Origin of the sequence: Pandoraea sp. NE5 (assembly GCF_024363545.1) — a bacterium.
GTDB classification, from domain to species: domain Bacteria; phylum Pseudomonadota; class Gammaproteobacteria; order Burkholderiales; family Burkholderiaceae; genus Pandoraea; species Pandoraea cepalis.
Genome location: NZ_AP025517.1, coordinates 2,389,558 through 2,408,002 on the forward strand (window position 1 = coordinate 2,389,558; position 18,445 = coordinate 2,408,002).

The following is an 18,445-nucleotide window of genomic DNA, read 5'->3' on the forward strand; positions in this document are numbered from 1 at the left end:
CGAGGGAGGCGGCCTGCGTGTCTTTGTCCTGTCGTCGTCAGCGGCGGGCTACGCGTCAGTGTGCTGACGTCGTGCCGGGCCACAGTCGCACAGCGAGCGCGGCGAGGGCCGCCAGCGTGGCGAGCGACGCGACGCCCGTCCAGCCCCAGTGCGCCAATGCCTGAGCACCGAGTGCCGCGCCGATCGACATGCCGATGAAGACGCCGACGAAAAGCACGGCGTTCAGACGGCTGCGGGCGGCGGGTTCGATGCCGTACACGATGGTTTGATGCGAGACCAGCGCGACCTGCACGCCCAGGTCGAAGCCGATGGCGGCCAGACCGATCAGCCACAGTTGGGCATGGGCGCCGAGCATGGGCGCGAACAGCATCGCGGCGAATGACACGGCCACCAGGCTCGCCCCAAGACGGGTGACGATCTGCGGCCCCTTGCGATCCGCGATGCGACCGGCCAGCGGTGCGCCGAGTGCCCCGGCCGCGCCTGCCAGACCGAATGCCCCCGCCGCCGCCGCGCCCAGATGGAACGGGGCGTCGTGCAGCATGACGGCGAGCGTCGACCAGAAGGCGCTGAAGCCGACCGACAGCAGGCCCTGCGCCAATGCCGCCCGGCGCAGCGCCGGATGACGACGCCATAGGCCGGCCACCGAACCGAGCAATTGACGATAGGTCATCTGCGTCGTCGGATGGAACGACGGCAGGGCGCGCCACGCCACCACGCCGAAACCGGCCACGCTGATGGCGGCGACGACATACATCGCCCGCCAACCGAAGTTCTGGGCCACGAAGCCGGACACGACGCGGGAGAGCAGAATGCCCAACAACAGTCCGGTCATCACGGTGCCGACGACTCGGCCCCGGATCGATTCGGGCGCGATCGCGGCCGCGGCGGGTACGATGTCCTGTGCCATCGTCGCGGTCAGCCCGATGGCCAGACTCGCGGCGAGCAGCGTGCCAATGCCCGGCGCAAAGGCGGCCAGCAGCAGCGCGAGCGTGAGAATCGCGCCCTTGACGAGCACGATACGACGCCGGTCGATAATGTCGCCGAGCGGCACCAGCAGCAGAATGCCCAGCGCGTAGCCGAGCTGGGTGAGCGTCGGCACCCAGCCTACGGTCGTGTTGGCGGCGTGGATGTCGTCGGTCATGATGCCGAGCATCGGCTGGGCGTAGTACAGCGAGGCGACCGTCAGGCCGGTGCCCGTCGCGAGCAGCAGGATCAGCCGGGCAGACAACTCGGGCTGCGGCCGTGCGGTGGCTTGACTCGCGCCGGCGGCGTTGGAAATCTGAGCAGAACTCATAAGGTGAGGCTCCAATAGCAAGGTACGGGGCGTAGTGTCGCGCTTGGTGCAGTGCGGTGGTAGGCCTATAATCCGTACAACCTTTATACGTGCTGCGTATGACAGAGCCCCCTCATCCCCCTGCCTTTGGTACCGATGCGCCCGCCGGCCGAGGCGGCGGCGCCGACCGCGTCGAGCTGATGCAGACGTTCGTGCGCATCGTTGAGGCTGGCAGTCTGTCGGCTGCCGCAGCGCTGCTCGGCACCACGCAGCCGACCGTCAGCCGGCGTTTGCAGATGCTCGAACGCTCGCTGGGACTTCGCTTGCTGCAACGCTCGACGCATCGCATGAAGCTCACCGAGGACGGTGAGCGTTGTTTCGTCCGGGCGAAGGAACTGGTGACGAGCTGGGAGGCGTTCGAAGCCGATCTGCGCGGCACCGGCGACGACCCGGAGGGCACCTTGCGCGTGCTCGTGCCCCACGCGTTCGGTCAGGAAATGATGATCGGCCCGCTCGCGGACTTTCTAGAGCGCTATGCCGGGATGAAGGTGCATTGGTTCTTGCAGGACCGCGAGCCCGATTTCATTGCGGAAGGCATCGACTGCGCGATTCACGTGGGCGAACTGCGCGACCCGTCGAATGTGGCGATTTCATTGACCGACGTGCCGCGCATCGTCGTGGCGTCGCCCGACCTGCTGCGCGGACGTGCGTTGCCTTCGCACCCCTCGGACCTGGCCTCGTTGCCGTGGCTCTCGCTCACCACGTTCTACCGCAACGACATCACGCTCACGCACGAGCAAACGCACGAGACGGCCCGCGTCACATTCGATCCGCGCATGAGCACGGACAACCTCTACGCATTGCGCAGTGCCGCATTACGCGGGTTGGGTGTGGCAGTTTGTTCGGCGTGGTTGATGGCCGAGGACGTGGCGCAGGGGCGCCTGATCCAGCTCATGCCGCCATGGCGCTCGACGGCCTTGCCGATGTACCTCCTCTACCCGTACGCGAAGTACTATCCTGCCCGGCTGCGCCGTTTCATCGAAGCGATGCGCGCAGCCATTCCCGCCGTGATCGACGCCGAGCAACGCAAGATTCGCTGATCGCGGTCAGACCAGCCGCAATTGCCCGGATTGGCCTTGCAACAGGGCGTCATTGCGCTGGGCGGCGTCGCGTAAATAATCCCACAGCACCGTAATGCGCTTGAGCGAGCGCAGTTCCTCGTGGCAATAGATCCAGAAACTGCGCGTGACGACCACGTCGTCGACGAGCAGCGGTACCAGCCGGGCGTCCTGCGCGGCCATGAAGCACGGGAGGATTGCCAGCGCCTCGCCCTGCAATGCCGCCTGATACTGGGCGATGACGCTCGTGCTGCGCAGCACGACATTGCCCCCGGGCACGATGTCCTCCAGATAACGCAACTCGTTGCTGAACGTCAGTTCGTCGACATAGCTGATGAACCGGCGTCCGGACAGATCCGCGAACGTCGCGACGTCGCCGTATTGCGCGAGATAACCGGGCGTTGCATACAACTGCAGACGGTAGTCGCACAGCTTGCTGCACACATACGGCCCGCGCTGGGGGCGTTCGATGGTGATCGCCAGATCGGCCTCGCGTTTCGACAGGCTCACGAAGCGCGGCACGGGCAGCACGTCGAAGGCGATGGCCGGGTATTCGCGCTGAAAGCGTGAGAGGACCGGCGTGACGAAGTACGTGCCGAACGCTTCCGTCGAGCCGATACGAACGTGGCCCGAGAGCGTTTGCCCGAGCCCCGCCACCTGCTCGCACGCCGATTGCAGCGTGGTCTCCATTTGCTCCGCGTAGACGAGGAGCTGCTGCCCCTCGGGCGTCAGGGCAAAGCCCGCGTTGCGCGATTTGTCGAACAACAGCGTGCCGAGCGAGTGCTCCAGCGCGCGCACCCGTCGCGAAACCGTCGTGTGATCGACCCCCAGGCGTTGCGCCGCCGCACTCACGCGCTGTGTGCGCGCGACCTCCAGGAAGTAGCGCAAGTCGTCCCAGTCGGGACGCGGCTCCGCCCCCGAAGCGCCAGCGATGCCCGACGGTCGTGCCGCGGCGGTGCGAACCATTACGCTCTCTCCTATGTGTATTTGTGCACAAAGTAGATGCATATATTCGCTATGTAAAGCAAATTCGCACAAATACAATTCATGAGCGCCGCGCATAGACGGCGACGACGAACGCATACAAGACCTGAAGGAGACAAAGCGATGAAGATCAAGCCGTGGTTGCTCGCGCTGGGATTCGGCGCGAGCTTGGGGTTGATGTCGATGGCCGGGATGGCGCAGTTGCCGGACCGCCCGGTGAAGGTGGGCGTGCTCACCGACATGTCGGGACCGTATTCGGCGATGGGCGGTGCCGGCTCGGTCGCGGCCGCGCAAATGGCGATCGACGATTGTCTGGCGGCCGAGTGCAAGGGCATGAAGATTGCGCTGGTGTCGGCCGACAACCAGAACAAGGCCGACGTCGCCGCCAACAAGGCCCGGGAATGGTTTGATCGCGACAATGTCGATGCGATTGCCGATCTCACGAACTCGGCGGCCGCCCTGGCGGTGCAGAAGATCGCCATGGACAAGCAACGCGTGACGTTGTTCTCGGGGCCGGCGACCACGCGACTGACGAACGAAGACTGTTCGCCCACGGGCTTTCACTGGATGTTCGACACCTACTCGCAGTCGGCGGCAACCGCGCGCGCCGTGGTCGGTGACGGTGGCAAATCGTGGTACTTCATCACCGTCGACTATGCCTTCGGGCACTCCCTGGAGAAAGACGCCGCCGACATCGTGAAGACACTCGGCGGCACGGTCCTGGGACAGTCGCGACATCCGCTCAATGCGTCCGACTATGCGTCGTTCCTGTTGCAGGCGCAAAGCTCGAAGGCACAGGTCGTGGCGCTCGCCAACGGCGGGCAGGACACCGTCAACGCGCTCAAGCAGGCACGCGAATTCGGCATTGTGCAACGCGGGCAGAAGTTGGCGGCGCTGCTGGTCTTCCTGTCGGATGTTCATGCGCTCGGCCTGAACACGGCGCAGGGCTTGATGTTTACCGATGGCTTTTACTGGGATCAGGACGATGCCTCGCGTATCTGGTCGGCCCGCTTCCAGAAAAAGTACAAGGATCTGAAGCCGACGATGGTGCAGGCGGGCGTGTACTCGAGCGTGTTGCATTACCTGCGCGCGGTGGCGGCGTCTCAGAGCGTGGATGCCAAGGTGGTCGCGCAGAAGATGCGGGAAATGCCGATTCGCGATCCGATCATGCACAACGCCTCGATCCGTCCGGACGGGCGCGTGATCCACGACATGTACCTATTCCGCGTAAAGTCGCCGGCCGAGTCGAAAGGCCCGTGGGACTACTACACCAAGGTCGCCACGGTGCCCGCGACGGAAGCCTTCCAGCCGTTGTCGAAATCGACATGCTCGCTCGTGAAGACGAGCACGGCGGCAAAGTGAGCGACGCTTGATCGTCATGGGATCGTCGCGGCGCAGGCCTCGCTGCGATTGCCTATCTTGTAATTGCCGGCGGCGCTGCGTGGTCATTCACCGTAGCCCGCCTTCCACCGAACCCTGAAGTCATTCGCAGTCTTTTCGCCCCCGAATCCTCGCATTCGTTTCCATCAGGAGAGCATGTCATGTCCCTACCCACCATTCCGCTGCTGATCGACGGCAAGCGCGTCGAGTCGAAGTCCTCGCAGTGGCGCGACGTTGTGAACCCGGCCACGCAGGAAGTCGTCGCACGCGTGCCGTTTGCCACGACGGAGGAACTCGATGCCGCTGTGGCGTCGGCCAAGGCGGCCTACAAGGGCTGGCGCAATACGTCGCAAGCCAACCGCATGCGCGTGATGTTGCGCTTCCAGCAGTTGCTGCGCGAGCACACCGGCGAACTCGCCGAATTGATCACGCGTGAGCACGGCAAGACGCTGCCCGACGCCGAAGGCGAAGTCGGGCGCGGCCTCGAAGTCGTCGAACACGCATGCTCGATTGCCTCGCTGCAGTTGGGCGAGTACGCGCAGAACGCCGCGGGCGGCGTTGACGTCTACACGCTGATCGAGCCGCTGGGGGTGTGCGCCGGGATCACCGCGTTCAACTTCCCGGTGATGCTGCCGTGCTTCATGTTCCCGCTGGCGGTGGCCACCGGCAACACGTTCGTGCTCAAGCCGTCGGAGCAGGATCCGAGCGCGTCGCTGCGCCTGGCCGAACTCGCGCTCGAAGCCGGCCTGCCGCCGGGCGTGCTCAATGTCGTGCATGGCGGGCCGGACATCGCCAACGGCATTTGCGATCACCCGGACATCAAGGCTGTGTCGTTCATCGGCTCGACGCATGTCGGCACGCATATCTATCGTCGCGCCTCGGAGGCGGGCAAGCGTTGCCAGGCGATGATGGGCGCGAAGAACCACTGCGTGATCCTGCCCGACGCGGATCGCGAGCAGGCCATCAACCACCTGCTGGGCGCGGCGTTCGGTGCGGCGGGGCAGCGTTGCATGGCCACGTCCGTGGCGGTGCTCGTGGGCGAAGCGCGCGCGTGGGTGCCTGAGCTGGTGGCGCGTGCGCGCGCACTCAAGGTGGGTCCGGGCTCGGACCGCACGGCGGATCTCGGCCCCGTGGTGTCGAAGCAGGCGCGTGCGCGCGTCGAGAAGCTCATCGGCGCCGGCGTGGAGGAGGGCGCGAAACTGCTGCTCGACGGCCGCGGCCACACCGTCAAGGAAGCGCCCGATGGCAACTTCGTCGGTCCGACGATTTTCGACGATGTCACGGCCGACATGTCGATCTACCGCGACGAGATTTTCGGACCGGTGCTGTGCATGACGGGTGTCGATACGCTCGATGAAGCGATCGCCTTCGTCAACGCCAATCCCAACGGCAACGGCGTGGCGCTGTTCACTCAGGATGGCGGAGCGGCACGCCAGTTCCAGAACGAGATCGACGTTGGGCAGGTCGGGATCAACCTGCCGATTCCGGTGCCGGTCGCCTGGTTCAGCTTCACCGGCTCGCGTGCGTCGAAGCTGGGCGATCTGGGGCCGAACGGCAAACAGGCGATTCTGTTCTGGACGCAGACCAAGACCGTGACGGCACGCTGGCAAGCGCGCGGCACGGGCCCGGCGGGCGTGAACACGACGATCACGTTGAAGTAACGCGCACGACGCTTTCGGAGATTCGGAGACAGACGATGGCTACGGAAACGCAACAAAATGCTTGGCGTGTCGCCTTCATCGGGCTCGGCAACATGGGCGGGCCGATGGCGGCGAATCTGGTGAAGGCGGGGCACGCGGTGCGCGGCTTCGACTTGTCGGACGCGGCGCTCGCGCGACTCACGGCGGCCGGTGGCACGGCGGCCACTTCGATTGCCGACGCCGTGCGCAACGCTCAGGTGGTCATCACGATGCTGCCCGCCGGCGAACATGTGCTCGCGGCGTACGATGGCCCGGACGGTGTGCTCGCGCACGCCGCGCCGGACGCCGTGCTGATCGACAGCAGCACGGTGCCGCCGGAAATTCCACGCCAGTTGGCGACGCTCGCGCGTCCGGGCACACCGTTGCTCGACGCGCCGGTCTCCGGCGGCACGGCGGGCGCGGCCGCGGGCACGCTCACGTTCATGGTGGGCGGCGATGCGGTGCTCGTCGAGCGCATGCGGCCGCTGCTCGGCAACATGGGACGGGCGATTCATCACGGCGGGCCGCTGGGCGCGGGGCAGACGCTCAAGCTGTGCAACAACATGCTGCTGGGTATTCTGATGGCGGGCACGAGTGAGGCGCTGCGTCTGGGGATCGCCAACGGACTCGACCCGAAGGTGCTCTCGGCCGTCATGCAGCAAAGCTCCGGGCGAAACTGGACGCTGGAGGTCTACAACCCGTGTCCGGGCGTGATGGAGAATGCGGCGTCGTCGCGGGGTTACACCGGTGGTTTTGCCACGGATCTGATGGCGAAAGACTTGCGTCTCGCCCACGGGGCGGCGGCGGCCGCCGACGTGGCGACCCCGCTCGGCGATCTGGCGCGGCGCATCTTCGAGGTGCATCGGGCCAACGGGCACGGCGCGCTCGACTTCTCGAGCATTTTCCAGGACCCGGTCACGCTAGCGCAGGCATTGGCCGTGAAGTAACGGTTGTCCGGCATGGCCATTGAAACGCCCGTCGGCTTAGCGGCCGACGGGCGTCGTCTTTGCGGATCACGGCAGCCGTGTCGACGTCAGCCAGCGATCATGCGATGCAGTTGGTCGAGTTCCTGGTTGACGGCGCGTTGCTCGTCGCCCGACAGGCCGCCGCCGTGTTGCGCGGCCATGTCGCGGGTTTCCTGCGCAATGGCGTCAAGGCGGCGGTGCAACGCATAGCCGCGCGGCGGCGGGTAATAGCCTTGGTTGACGTGATTGTCGATGTCGCGCGATTCATTGCCGATACGGCGGTCGATCTGCTCGCGACGTTGCACGGCCACGGTATGCGGGTCCGGCGCCACGATGACGCGCGCCGCAGGCGCTTGACGCGGCGGTTCGACCACGCAGCCCGACAGACTGCCGAGCACGCCGGCGAGTCCGGTCAGCAGCGCGATGGCCGCCAGTCCGCGTAGCTTGCCGGTCCCCCCGGCGGTGTGAGGCGTGAGGTATGGGACGTTCATGATCGTTATTGAGTCCTGGTGTACGCCAAGGCGGCGTAATGCGATTTTCGCCAGCCGTCCGGGCGGCGCACAGCGATGTTGCAATCGGTTGCAACCATTTCAAACCGGCCGATATGGGCGTATCATCCCGGCGCAACGGCTCCCCCCACAGCCAGTCCTTCCGCGCTTGCGAGCGCCTCCATTCCCCCATGATCGTCCGACCCAATCTGAACTGGCTGCGCATGCTCTTTGTCGTGCGCGGCTCGATCGTTCCCAAGATTGCCCCGCAGCTCATTTTCACCACCCTCATCTCGATCGCCGTCACGTTGGCCCACGGACGCGTCTTCGAATGGAAGATTCCGCTCACGTTCGTGCCGTTCTCGCTGATCGGCATCACGCTCGCGATTTTCCTCGGCTTTCGCAATACCACGAGCTACGCCCGCTACTGGGAAGCCCGGATGCTCTGGGGCAGCGTGCTCAATGAGACGCGCGCGCTGGCCCGTCAGTCGATGACGCTGGTGTCCGATACCTCGGAATCGTCGCGCTTCGTCGCCTATCTCATCGCCTTCGTACACGGCATGCGGCATCAGTTGCGCGGCACGGACCCGCAGGCCGACTTCGAACGGCTGCTCGACAAAACGGACGTAGTCTGCCTCGCCCGCAAGCAGTTCAAGCCCATCGCGATCCTGCTCATGGCGGGCGAATGGCTCCGGGAACGCCGCGCGCGCGGGCAGATCGAAGCGCCGCTCGCGCAGGTCATGGAGATGCATCTGGATCGGCTCGGCGAAGCCATCGGCGGCTGCGAGCGCATCGCCACCACGCCGATCCCGTTCACTTACGGTGTGATCCTGCACCGCGTGACCTATCTCTACAGTCTGCTGCTGCCCTTCGGTCTGGTCGATTCGATCGGCCCGATGACGCCGGTGGTCGTGGCCTTCCTCTCGTACACCTTCTTCGCGCTCGAAGCGGTCAGCGCCGAAATCGAAGAGCCGTTCGGACTGGAGCCGAACGACCTCGCGCTCAACGCCATGTCCGAGACCATCGAGCAATCGCTGCGGGAAATCCTCCATCGCCAGCACACGGCCCGCCTGCGCCCGCGCAACGAGCATCACATTATTACCTGACGATTCTGATACTAAAGTCCTTGCTTTACTTTTCTGAGCGCCTATACTCAAGTACATGCTTGACCATGACATCACCCTCGATCTGACCTTTCAGGCGCTGGCCGACGCGTCACGCCGCGCGATGCTTGCGCGGCTGGCGCAGGGGCCGGCGTCGGTGAGCGCGCTCGCGCAGCCGCTGGCGATGTCGTTGCAGGCGGTCATGCAGCACCTGGCCGTACTTGAGAGTGCGGGGCTGGTGCGAACGGAAAAGGCCGGACGCGTGCGAACGTGCCGGATCGAACCCCAGGCGCTGAGCCTTGCCGAGCGATGGATTCATCAGCGCCGTCACGAGTGGGAGGGCCATCTCGACCGATTGGGCGAGTATCTGGCCAGCCTGCCGCCCGAAGGAGGAGTTCATGAGGACAGCCAGTGAAGCCATACCCGAAACGCAGCCGAGTCCGCTGAGCGTTGGTCGGACTTACGCAACCACGCGCGAAACCGTATTTCTCGCCTGGACCCGTACCGATGCCGTGAAGCGCTGGTTTTGCCCGACCGGCTACACCGTGCCCGAAGCGAAGATCGATGCCCGCGTGGGTGGCGTTTTCGACCTGCGCATGCAATCGCCAGAAGGGGAGTCGCATTGGATTCGCGGGCGTTTCATCGAGATCGACGCTCCGGCACGTCTGGTGATCGACATGGAAGTGACCGACGCGAAGGGACAGGCGCTGTTCGGCGCGCGCACGACGGCGCAATTCACGGAAGTGGGGCAAGGCACGCGGTTGGATGTCGAGCAGCGCTACACCGTTCACGATCCCGCGTTCGCCTGGATGCCCGCTGGTGCCGGTCAGGGTTGGGCACAGACGCTCGATAAGCTGGGCCGCGAGGTCATGCGCGACGCGGAGGCGCCAACGCAACGCAGTGTGGTGCATGCGACCTTTCGCATCGAGCGTCAGTACGCCGCGTCGCCTGCGCGCGTGTACCGTGCGCTGACCGAGCGCGACGCCAAGGATCGCTGGTTCGCCAGAAGCGATGGCCTGACGTTGCTCGAGCGCTCCATGGATGTGCGCCCCGGCGGCCGCGAGGTGGCGAAAGGGCAGTGGGCAAGCGGCATGGTGTCCACGTTCGACGCGCTGTACTTCGATGTCGTGCCCGATGCGCGGCTTGTCTACACCTACGAGATGCATCTGGATACGCGCAAGATCTCCGTGTCGCTCGCGACGATCGATCTTCGTGCGCATGATGGCGGCACGCAACTCGTCATGACCGAGCAGGGCGCGTTCCTGGACGGCTACGACGACGCGGGATCGCGCGAACGCGGTACCCAGCAGTTGCTCGATGCCCTCGGCGCCTCGCTCGTCGACTGAGCCCCCACCCGCACGTTTGCCCAGCGCTTACGACGCCGCTGCGCCCCGTTTCCCGGGGGCAGCGGTGTTCGTCGCAGCGCGATTGCCCCATTGTGGTGCGTCGATTCTCATCGAAAGCCGCAATAGTTCCTCGACAAATATCGCGTTTTTCATCTCGGCGGCGAGTTCTAGACTTCCTTCCATCGACGGCGCAATTGAAAACTAAGTCGTCGCAAACTAGACAGGAGTTAAGAAAATGAACCGCAAGAACATCGCAATCGCCCTTATCGCCGCCGTGGCTTCGTTCGGTGCTGTGGCCAGCAACGCTGCCGAGAACGGCAACAACTACCCCGAGATCGCCTCGCAAGGTCAGCCGCTCACGCGTGCCGCCGTGCTCGCTGATCTGGCACAAGCCCGCGCTCAAGGGCTGATCCCGAACGGTGACGCCGACTATCCGGTCTATGTCGCTTCGGCCTCGACCAAGAGCCGCGCCGACGTGAAGGCCGAACTGGCCCAGGCACGCGCGCAAGGCCTTGTGCCGCAGAACGACGTCGACTACCCGATCGTCGCCTCGCAAGGCCCGAGCGCCACGCGCGCTGGCGTGAAGCAGGAACTGGCGCGTGCCCGCGCCGCAGGTGAGCTGAACGTCAGCCAAGGCAGCTGATCGCCGGCCGGCTGTCGCCGTAACGTCAAAAGCCGTCCCGAGGGAAAATCCTCGGGACGGCTTTTTGTTCGTCCGACGAATCGAGATCGGGCGATCAGGCGCGGCGGTCTTCGGCCGCGGGCGTGTCCGGGGTTCGTGACGCCAGTGCGTCGGTGGGCGTCGGGGCAGGGGCCGCGTCAGGCGCGCGCTCGCCGTCCCAACCGAACGTGACGTGCCGCCGCGCATGACGCTGCTCGCGCTCGCGTGCCATCTGCTCTTCGAACTGGCGGCGGCCTTCCTTGGCCGCGGCGACCATTGCCTTGCGATCCTGGTAAGCGGGATACATCTCGTCGGTCAGTTGCAAATTGGCGCGCCGGAAGGCCATCGCCGCCTCTCTCGCCTCGGCCGCCGGCCAGCCCAGGGTTTCAAGCACCGACCGCGCACTGCGCAACGACGACTCGAAGACTTCCCGTTCAATGTGTTCGACGCCACGATCGCGAAGCTGGAACAGATGGCCGACGTTGCGCGCCCGCGCCACGATGGGCACGTCGGGGAAGTGTTCGCGCAACAGGTCGACGATTTCCAGGGACTGATCGACGTCGTCTACGGCGACGACCACCGCGCGGGCATGTGCCACGCCCGCGATACGCAGCAGATCGAGCCGTGTCGCGTCGCCGTAGAACACCCGGAAGCCAAACTGGCGCAGGCTCTCGATGGTGTCGGGATCGTGATCGAGCACGGTCACCGAAACGCCCTGCGGCACCAGCGTGCGGCCAACGATTTGCCCGTAGCGTCCAAAGCCGCAGATCACGACGCTGGCAGACTGCGGCTCGTCGATCTCTGCCATGCGGGGCGATCCCGTCACGCTGTAGCGCGGCAGCAGCCACTTGTCGATGCCCACGAGCAGCAGCGGCGAGACCAGCATCGAGAGCGCGACGGCGCCGATGAGGAACGACGACACCGCCGGAGGCAGCACTTGCGGTCCGGCCGACTGGAACACCACGAAGGCGAATTCACCGCCCTGTGCCAGCAGCAGCGTGAAGATCGGCCGTTCTTGATAGGGCAGTTGCATCCACCGCGACACCCCGTAGATGGCCAGTCCTTTGAGCGCCATGAAGCCGATGACGACGGCGATCATGCGCAGCGGTTGCGCGAGCAGCACACCGAAGTCGATGCTCATGCCGACGGCAATGAAGAACAGCCCGAGCAGAAGCCCCTTGAACGGTTCGATGTCGGTTTCCAGCTCCCGCCGGTATTCGCTCTCGGCAAGCAGCACGCCGGCGAGGAACGCGCCGAGCGCCATCGACAGGCCGACCCATTGCATCAGTGTCGCGATGGCGACGACGAGCAACAGCGACGCCGCCGTGAAAATCTCCGGCGTGCGGCTGTTGGCGATCCAGCGCAGCAGCGGGCGCAACGCCAGCCGCCCGCCAAGGATGATCGCCGCAATCACGCCGACGATTTTCAGGGCTTCGAGCGCGCGCGCCGTCCCGGTCATCACGTGGCTGTCGAACGAATTGGCCAGCAAGGGCAGCAGCGCGAGGATCGGGATCGCGGCAACGTCCTGGAACAGCAGGATCGAAAAGCCCGCCTGACCGCTCGGGGTGCCGAGCAGATTGCGCTCGGCCATCACCTGCAAGGCGATCGCGGTCGACGAGAGCGCGAGGCCCAGGGCCGCGACGAGGGCGATGCGCCACGGCGCGCCGAGTGCGACGCCCGCCGCGAAGAGCAGCACCGCGCACCCGACGACCTGCGCCGAGCCCCATCCGAAGATCGGCCGTCGCAGATTCCACAGGCGTCGTGGTTCCAGTTCGAGGCCGACAAGAAAAAGCATCAGCACCACGCCGAATTCGGCGAAATGCAGCACGTCTTCGACGCGCGCGACAAGACCGAGTCCCCAGGGACCGATGGCGATCCCGGCGGCGAGATAACCGATGATCGCGCCGAGTCCCAGCGCACGCGACAGCGGTACGACAATGACCGCCGCGGCGAGGTAGATCAGGCTGGCAAGCAACCAGGCCGGTACGTGTTCCATCAGGCGGCCCTCCCTGAGCTTGCATTCGTGGTGCCGGCCACGTCGGCGACGCCGGTTGCGCAGCGCGGACGATCCGCGACCGGAATGTCCTGACACTCGGGCGCGTCCGCCATGGAAATCAGCTCGGGCCATTGCGGGTACGTGGCGAGCTTGCCGGCAAACGCGCTCACGTGGGCATCGAGTGCGGCATCGTCGCTGCGTCGCGCGCCAAAGAACACGTGCGGGGGCAGGAAGCGCATGTTGCACAGGCGCGCCATCTGCTCGTAGGGCGGCAGGAACGCCGAGAACTCGTGCTCGTTGTAGCCCTCGGGGCGATAGCTCGCCTTTGGCCCGCCGGCACTCGCCACGAGCCAGAAGTCCTTGTTCGCGAGCGCATGTCCGTCATGGCCGTACGCCCAGCCCCACGACAGCACTTCGTCGAGCCAGAGCTTCTGCAGCGGCGGCATGCTGTACCAGTAGATCGGATGGACGAGCACGACCAGGTCGGCACGCGCCACGCGCCGTTGTTCGGCCGCAATGTCGATGCTGAAGTCGGGATACGTCGAGTACAGGTCGTTGACGTCGACACCTGCGATGCTGCGAGCGGCGTCGAGCAGGCGGTGATTGACGCGAGAGTCGCGCCAGCGCGGGTGCGCCACGATGACATAGACGGCTCGCGTCGGCGCATCGTGACGGGGCGCGCCGTCGATGTCCGGGACGGCGGTGGGGAGAGGGGAAGGCGCGGGGGCAGTCATGCGGGGGAGCATACCGCATTCGTCTGGCGCCCGACATCACGTCGGGCACCGCCGGGCGTTGCCTGCGGCAGTCCATTCGAGATCGCGTCCGATACTGCTGCGTGGCGAACACAGACGCGATGTCAGGCTAAAGACTGCGGTCGCGAAGGCCGTTAAGGCAGGATAAGCGCTGCGCAGATTCTGCAGGCGGCGGCAGGCCGAACGGCATACCGCACGTCACACGACGAATAACCAGAACCCTGACGCCGGTGGAGCATCCGTGCTCACGCCGGCGCAATACCGACATGTCGCCGCAATCCTTTCGTACTACCGTCAATCTGATCTATCACGGCCGCAACGTCGCGCTGGCGCTTTTGCTCGTCGCGCTGATGTACAACCAGACGTTCTGGATCGTCGTGAGCGTTGCTGCGGCGGCGCTTTGCACCGGTGCGTTGCGCGAAGCGGCGCGGATGCCGGAGGAAGACGATCTGCCGCCGCGTCCGCTGGTCATCCAGGTACTGCGCATCTCGGTGCCGCTGCTGCTCACCATGTTCGCGCTAGGCTACGGCGCCGTGTGGATCAATCGCAATTTCGGCTGAGCCGGGCCTGCCCGCGCGCTCGCGCCTGGGCGCGAGGGGGGACAGCAAGCGGCGCGCTTACGACTGCGCCGGAAGCGCGTCGCGCGACTTGTGCAGCAGCGCGTTGCGGCGCGCATACGTGAAATAGATCCCCAATCCGATGACGAGCCACACCACGAAGGCGACCCATGTGGTCGCTTGCAGGTGCGCCATCAGGAACAGGCACAGACCGGCGGAGATAAGCGGCACGACCGGGGCGCCGGGCACGCGGAACGCGCGCGGCAGGTCCGGGTGCGTGCGACGCAGCACCAGCACGGCGACCGACACCAGCGCGAACGCCGACAGCGTGCCGATATTGATCAGCTCGGCGAGCACGCCCAGCGGCACAAAGCCCGCGATGACGGCGAACACCACACCAATGATCCACGTGCCGGCGAATGGCGTTTTGTGCGTCGGATGAATGCGCGAGAGCAGCGGCGGCAGCAGGCCGTCGCGCGACATGGCATACGTAATGCGGGTCTGGCCGTAGGTCATCACCAGGATCACGGTCGTCATGCCGAGAATCGCGCCCAGATCGACGAAGCCCGCGATCCAGTTCTGACCGGCATATTGCAGCGCCAGCGACACCGGGTGGTCCACGCCCGCGAACTTCGCGAACGGCACGATGCCGGTCATGATCGCGGCGACCGCCACATACAGCAGCGTGCAGACGATGAGCGAGCCAATTATGCCGATGGGCAGATCGCGGCCCGGATTGCGGACTTCTTCCGCTGCCGACGTCACGGCGTCGAAGCCGATGAACGCGAAGAACACGAGCGCGGCGGCGTTGAACATGCCGCCGGTGCCGAACGGCATGAACGGTGTCCAGTTGGCCGGTTTGACATGCCATACGCCCACCGCGATGAACAGCAGCACGACGCCGATCTTGATCGCCACCATCAGATTGTTGATGCGCGCGGACTCACGCACGCCGTACGACAGGACCCACGTGATGAGCAGCATGATGACCACGGCGGGCAGGTTGATGAAGGTCGTGACGCCGGGCACGCTGCCGGGTGCTGCCGTGATGGCGGCGGGCAAATGCAGACCGAAGCCTGCCGTGAGCGACTGGAAGTAGCCCGACCACCCGACCGAGACGGCCGACGAGGCCAGCCCATACTCGAGCATCAGATCCCAGCCGATGATCCACGCGACGATCTCGCCGAGCGTGGCGTAGCTGTAGGTGTAGATCGATCCCGAGACGGGAATCGTCGACGCGAATTCCGCGTAGCACAGGGCCGCGAAGCCGCAAGCGGTGGCCGCGATGATGAACGAGAGCGTGAGCGCAGGGCCGGCGGTGAGGGCGCCGGTGCCTGTGAGCACGAAAATGCCGGTGCCGATGATGGCGCCGATGCCCATCAGGACCAGATCGACCGGGCCCAGCACCTTTTTGAGACTGCCGGTACGGCTCGCGACCAGCATGTTCTCGATGTTTTTGGTTCGAAAAAGACTCATGACCTGCAAAAGGTTCCTGCAACGTATGCCCCTGGCGTTCGCGTGGCGCGCCGTCGGGGAATCCACGGGAGAGGTCTCCCGCGACCTGGCTGCAAGGGCACCCCGGGCTTGTGGCCGCTCGTTCCCATGCCTGGCGGAACACCACAGGGTGGGTCGAACCTCCTCGTTGCGCTAACGTCGCCGGTGCGCACGGCACCGATCTGTCGGCCGTCGGTAGCGTGCATGGGGATGCGCGCCGGATGCGGCAAGACGATAGGCAACCACGGCGCGCGCTACGCGCACCGGGGCGGGACGAACACGATCGAGACTTACGGAGGATCCTGCCGGACTGCCGTGTGCGTGGCGACTGTCGCCGTGGCACATCGGAGAAGGGTGGGTCTGCAAGGTGGGGGCCCGTTCGACGCCGTGGCGTCGTTCGGGCGAAGGCTCGCTGTCCTGCGGTCCGGCCATCGGTGCCTGATCGGCGCCTCCGCCTGGCCGGAATTGCTCATATTTTAAGCGATTTTTCCCAAGGTGCGTACAGCGTCTGCTGAATTGGGGGCACATCGATGGGCGCGCCGCGGCGCGAGGGCCGCCGCGTCGCAGACAGGGCGACGCGCGCGGTTGGCGGGGTCAGTGGTTGGAACCGCCGGGGCCACCGCCCCCCGGACCGCCGCCGGGCGGACGTCCACCGTGTCCACCGCTCTGTCCGCCTGCGCGTCCCCCGCCTCGCCCACGATCATAGTCTGCGCGATTCCCCCCACCAGGCGGACGCGGACCCGCACTACCGCCGCCTCCCTGTGGACGCGGCCCTGGGCTGGCGCCGTGGCCCGGAGGACGCGGCCCGGGCCCCGGGCCCGCACCGTGTCCGGGCGGGCGGTTCCCCGGTCCGGCCCCCGGTCCCGGCGGGCGAGGCCCTGCGCCGGGATAGTGGCCCCCGGGCGGACGCGGTCCGGCACCTGGATAGTAGTGCCCCGGCGGCCGCGGTCGCGGAGGCGGGCGTTGCCAGTAGCGCTGATCGTGATACCACGGCCGGCCACGATAATAGTTGCCCCAGTACGCGCCGATCGAGAACGTCACGATGGGCAGCCCGATCATCGGGCCGTAGTTGAGCACGGGCACCGGGCTGCCCTGATACGGATAGCTGAGCAGCGCCGCGTAGATCCAGCCGCGCGCGCCCGGCAGGCCGATGTCGCACCACGAGTAATCGGATAGACAGCCGTAGACCGTCACGGGCATGCCCGCGCCGGTCTGGGCGACAACCGGGTAATCGACGGCCGGACCGGCGCGCACGTTGGCCGGCGCGTTGATCACCGCCTGCCCGGACTGCGCCGACGCCGCCTCCGGCAGCGCGACCAGCATCATGGCGCCCGCGAGCACGAGCGGCAAAGTCCATGTCTTCATGTCCGTCTCCTTGTCGTGACGGCGGTGCGTCCGGCACCCGTGACGCGCGGGAGGAACAGCGCCTTCGAAACGTGTCGATCAGTACAGCACGACCGAGCGGATCGACTCGCCGCGCTTCATCAGATCGAAGCCTTCGTTGATCTGGTCCAGACGCAGCGTGTGCGTGATCAGGTCGTCGATGTTGATCTTACCCTCCATATACCAGTCGACGATTTTCGGCACGTCGGTGCGACCGCGCGCCCCGCCGAACGCCGACCCCTTCCACTCGCGGCCCGTCACCAGCTGGAACGGACGCGTGCTGATCTCCTGACCCGCGGCGGCCACGCCAATGATGAACGACTGGCCCCACCCCTTGTGGCAGCATTCGAGCGCCTGACGCATGGTCGTCACGTTGCCGATGCACTCGAACGAGTAATCGGCGCCGCCGTCGGTCAATTGCACGATCGTGTCAACGACGTTTTCGACCTCATTCGGATTGATGAAGTGCGTCATGCCGAACTTCTTGGCGAGTGCCACGCGCCCCGGGTTGATATCGACGCCAATGATCTTGTCGGCACCGACCATCTTCGCGCCCTGGATCACGTTCAGGCCAATGCCGCCGAGGCCGAACACCACGACGTTCGCCCCCGCCTCGACCTTCGCCGAATAGACCACGGCGCCCACGCCGGTCGTCACGCCGCAACCGATGTAGCAGACCTTGTCGAACGGTGCGTCCGAGCGGACCTTCGCGACGGCGATTTCCGGCACGACGATGTAGTTAGAGAACGTGGACGTGCCCATGTAATGGAAGATGGGCTTGCCGTCGAGCGAGAAGCGCGACGTGGCATCCGGCATCAGGCCGCGGCCCTGCGTGCTGCGGATCGCCTGGCACAGGTTGGTCTTGCGCGACAGGCAGAACTTGCACTGGCGGCATTCGGGCGTGTACAGCGGAATGACGTGATCGTCTTTCTTCAGGGTGGTGACGCCCGGACCAACGTCGACGACGACGCCCGCGCCCTCGTGCCCGAGAATGGCGGGGAAGATACCTTCCGGATCGGCGCCGGAGAGTGTGTAGTAGTCCGTATGGCAGATGCCGGTGGCCTTGATCTCGATCAACACCTCGCCGGCGCGCGGCCCTTCCAGATCGACTTCCTCGATGGTCAGGGGTTTGCCGGCTTCCCAGGCAATGGCGGCTTTGGTCTTCATGGCGATAATCCTCGTTGCAACGTCGTTCGGGGGAGTCCCTTCGCGACGTAACATACCGCGTTCTCAAGACGCGCGCGAGTCTTGACACGCCATGTCGGC

General features: G+C 65.8%; 17 protein-coding genes. 9 read left to right on the forward strand and 8 right to left on the reverse strand.

All coding sequences use genetic code 11. The features are described from left to right. Positions 1-55 precede the first annotated feature (55 nt). Entirely contained in the window at positions 56-1,294 is a 1,239-nt protein-coding gene (locus PanNE5_RS10950) for an MFS transporter (RefSeq protein WP_017234825.1), read from the reverse strand. Between the two features lie 98 nt (positions 1,295-1,392). Between PanNE5_RS10950 and PanNE5_RS10955 the strand changes: the two genes are divergently transcribed. Further along, positions 1,393-2,373: a LysR family transcriptional regulator gene (locus PanNE5_RS10955; protein WP_083902361.1), complete on the forward strand. Its 981-nt coding sequence runs from the start codon at positions 1,393-1,395 to the stop codon at positions 2,371-2,373. Between the two features lie 6 nt (positions 2,374-2,379). On the opposite strand, the gene PanNE5_RS10960 is transcribed toward PanNE5_RS10955, so the two are convergent. Continuing rightward, entirely contained in the window at positions 2,380-3,357 is a 978-nt protein-coding gene (locus PanNE5_RS10960) for a LysR family transcriptional regulator (RefSeq protein ID WP_017234827.1), read from the reverse strand. A 141-nt stretch (positions 3,358-3,498) separates the two neighbouring features. Between PanNE5_RS10960 and PanNE5_RS10965 the strand changes: the two genes are divergently transcribed. From PanNE5_RS10965 to mmsB, 3 genes are all read left to right on the forward strand, one after another. Next, positions 3,499-4,737 carry an ABC transporter substrate-binding protein gene (locus tag PanNE5_RS10965; protein WP_410007575.1) on the forward strand — a complete coding sequence of 413 codons (1,239 nt, stop codon included), beginning with the start codon at positions 3,499-3,501 and terminating at the stop codon, positions 4,735-4,737. 179 nt (positions 4,738-4,916) lie between these two features. Continuing rightward, positions 4,917-6,416: a CoA-acylating methylmalonate-semialdehyde dehydrogenase gene (locus PanNE5_RS10970; RefSeq protein ID WP_017234829.1), complete on the forward strand. Its 1,500-nt coding sequence runs from the start codon at positions 4,917-4,919 to the stop codon at positions 6,414-6,416. 35 nt (positions 6,417-6,451) lie between these two features. Continuing rightward, positions 6,452-7,381: a 3-hydroxyisobutyrate dehydrogenase gene (gene mmsB / locus PanNE5_RS10975; protein ID WP_261939751.1), complete on the forward strand. Its 930-nt coding sequence runs from the start codon at positions 6,452-6,454 to the stop codon at positions 7,379-7,381. A gap of 86 nt (positions 7,382-7,467) precedes the next feature. Here mmsB and PanNE5_RS10980 read toward each other — a convergent pair whose 3' ends face one another. After that, entirely contained in the window at positions 7,468-7,890 is a 423-nt protein-coding gene (locus PanNE5_RS10980) for a hypothetical protein (protein ID WP_017234831.1), read from the reverse strand. Positions 7,891-8,078: 188 nt separating this feature from the next. On the opposite strand from PanNE5_RS10980, the gene PanNE5_RS10985 reads away from it, so the two are divergent. The 4 genes from PanNE5_RS10985 (at position 8,079) to PanNE5_RS11000 (ending at position 10,979) form a co-directional block, all read left to right on the forward strand. Next, positions 8,079-8,993 carry a bestrophin family protein gene (locus PanNE5_RS10985; protein ID WP_261939752.1) on the forward strand — a complete coding sequence of 305 codons (915 nt, stop codon included), beginning with the start codon at positions 8,079-8,081 and terminating at the stop codon, positions 8,991-8,993. 55 nt (positions 8,994-9,048) lie between these two features. Continuing rightward, positions 9,049-9,405: an ArsR/SmtB family transcription factor gene (locus PanNE5_RS10990; RefSeq protein ID WP_017234833.1), complete on the forward strand. Its 357-nt coding sequence runs from the start codon at positions 9,049-9,051 to the stop codon at positions 9,403-9,405. Next, the gene (locus tag PanNE5_RS10995) at positions 9,389-10,336 is read left to right on the forward strand and encodes an SRPBCC family protein (protein WP_017234834.1); all 948 of its coding nucleotides are present in this window, start codon (positions 9,389-9,391) and stop codon (positions 10,334-10,336) included. Before PanNE5_RS10990 ends, PanNE5_RS10995 begins: the two co-directional genes overlap by 17 nt. A gap of 235 nt (positions 10,337-10,571) precedes the next feature. Further along, entirely contained in the window at positions 10,572-10,979 is a 408-nt protein-coding gene (locus tag PanNE5_RS11000) for a DUF4148 domain-containing protein (protein ID WP_017234835.1), read from the forward strand. Between the two features lie 94 nt (positions 10,980-11,073). On the opposite strand, the gene kefC is transcribed toward PanNE5_RS11000, so the two are convergent. Together kefC and PanNE5_RS11010 are read right to left on the reverse strand one after the other, a co-directional pair. Continuing rightward, entirely contained in the window at positions 11,074-12,993 is a 1,920-nt protein-coding gene (kefC, locus tag PanNE5_RS11005) for a glutathione-regulated potassium-efflux system protein KefC (protein ID WP_017234836.1), read from the reverse strand. Next, positions 12,993-13,739, reverse strand: a complete 747-nt coding sequence (locus tag PanNE5_RS11010) for an NAD(P)H-dependent oxidoreductase (protein ID WP_017234837.1) — start codon at positions 13,737-13,739, stop codon at positions 12,993-12,995. Before PanNE5_RS11010 ends, kefC begins: the two co-directional genes overlap by 1 nt. Positions 13,740-14,011: 272 nt before the next feature. Here PanNE5_RS11010 and PanNE5_RS11015 point away from each other — a divergent pair, with 272 nt between their 5' ends. Further along, a complete protein-coding gene (locus PanNE5_RS11015; protein WP_017234838.1) occupies positions 14,012-14,305 on the forward strand; it encodes a hypothetical protein in 294 nt (97 codons plus the stop codon). Positions 14,306-14,362: 57 nt separating this feature from the next. On the opposite strand, the gene PanNE5_RS11020 is transcribed toward PanNE5_RS11015, so the two are convergent. The 3 genes from PanNE5_RS11020 to PanNE5_RS11030 all read right to left on the reverse strand — a co-directional run bounded on the left by PanNE5_RS11020 (position 14,363) and on the right by PanNE5_RS11030 (position 18,346). Beyond that, the gene (locus PanNE5_RS11020; protein WP_017234839.1) at positions 14,363-15,778 is read right to left on the reverse strand and encodes an amino acid permease; all 1,416 of its coding nucleotides are present in this window, start codon (positions 15,776-15,778) and stop codon (positions 14,363-14,365) included. Between the two features lie 612 nt (positions 15,779-16,390). Next, positions 16,391-17,161 (reverse strand): SH3 domain-containing protein, encoded by a 771-nt coding sequence (locus PanNE5_RS11025; protein ID WP_261939753.1) that lies wholly within the window; start codon positions 17,159-17,161, stop codon positions 16,391-16,393. Positions 17,162-17,239: 78 nt separating this feature from the next. Beyond that, on the reverse strand, positions 17,240-18,346 hold the full coding sequence (locus tag PanNE5_RS11030) for an S-(hydroxymethyl)glutathione dehydrogenase/class III alcohol dehydrogenase (RefSeq protein ID WP_017231523.1): 1,107 nt from the start codon (positions 18,344-18,346) through the stop codon (positions 17,240-17,242). Between the last annotated feature and the right edge of the window lie 99 nt (positions 18,347-18,445).

Coding starts and splice junctions, on each gene's coding strand:
- PanNE5_RS10995 (WP_017234834.1), top strand. CDS start 9,389: ATGAGGACAGCCAGTGAAGCCATACCCGAAACGCAGCCGAGTCCGCTG.
- PanNE5_RS10960 (WP_017234827.1), bottom strand. CDS start 3,357: ATGGTTCGCACCGCCGCGGCACGACCGTCGGGCATCGCTGGCGCTTCG.
- mmsB (WP_261939751.1), top strand. CDS start 6,452: ATGGCTACGGAAACGCAACAAAATGCTTGGCGTGTCGCCTTCATCGGG.
- PanNE5_RS11000 (WP_017234835.1), top strand. CDS start 10,572: ATGAACCGCAAGAACATCGCAATCGCCCTTATCGCCGCCGTGGCTTCG.
- PanNE5_RS10990 (WP_017234833.1), top strand. CDS start 9,049: ATGCTTGACCATGACATCACCCTCGATCTGACCTTTCAGGCGCTGGCC.
- PanNE5_RS10965 (WP_410007575.1), top strand. CDS start 3,499: ATGAAGATCAAGCCGTGGTTGCTCGCGCTGGGATTCGGCGCGAGCTTG.
- PanNE5_RS11025 (WP_261939753.1), bottom strand. CDS start 17,161: ATGAAGACATGGACTTTGCCGCTCGTGCTCGCGGGCGCCATGATGCTG.
- kefC (WP_017234836.1), bottom strand. CDS start 12,993: ATGGAACACGTACCGGCCTGGTTGCTTGCCAGCCTGATCTACCTCGCC.
- PanNE5_RS11030 (WP_017231523.1), bottom strand. CDS start 18,346: ATGAAGACCAAAGCCGCCATTGCCTGGGAAGCCGGCAAACCCCTGACC.
- PanNE5_RS11010 (WP_017234837.1), bottom strand. CDS start 13,739: ATGCTCCCCCGCATGACTGCCCCCGCGCCTTCCCCTCTCCCCACCGCC.
- PanNE5_RS10970 (WP_017234829.1), top strand. CDS start 4,917: ATGTCCCTACCCACCATTCCGCTGCTGATCGACGGCAAGCGCGTCGAG.
- PanNE5_RS11015 (WP_017234838.1), top strand. CDS start 14,012: ATGTCGCCGCAATCCTTTCGTACTACCGTCAATCTGATCTATCACGGC.
- PanNE5_RS10980 (WP_017234831.1), bottom strand. CDS start 7,890: ATGAACGTCCCATACCTCACGCCTCACACCGCCGGGGGGACCGGCAAG.
- PanNE5_RS11020 (WP_017234839.1), bottom strand. CDS start 15,778: ATGAGTCTTTTTCGAACCAAAAACATCGAGAACATGCTGGTCGCGAGC.
- PanNE5_RS10955 (WP_083902361.1), top strand. CDS start 1,393: ATGACAGAGCCCCCTCATCCCCCTGCCTTTGGTACCGATGCGCCCGCC.
- PanNE5_RS10985 (WP_261939752.1), top strand. CDS start 8,079: ATGATCGTCCGACCCAATCTGAACTGGCTGCGCATGCTCTTTGTCGTG.
- PanNE5_RS10950 (WP_017234825.1), bottom strand. CDS start 1,294: ATGAGTTCTGCTCAGATTTCCAACGCCGCCGGCGCGAGTCAAGCCACC.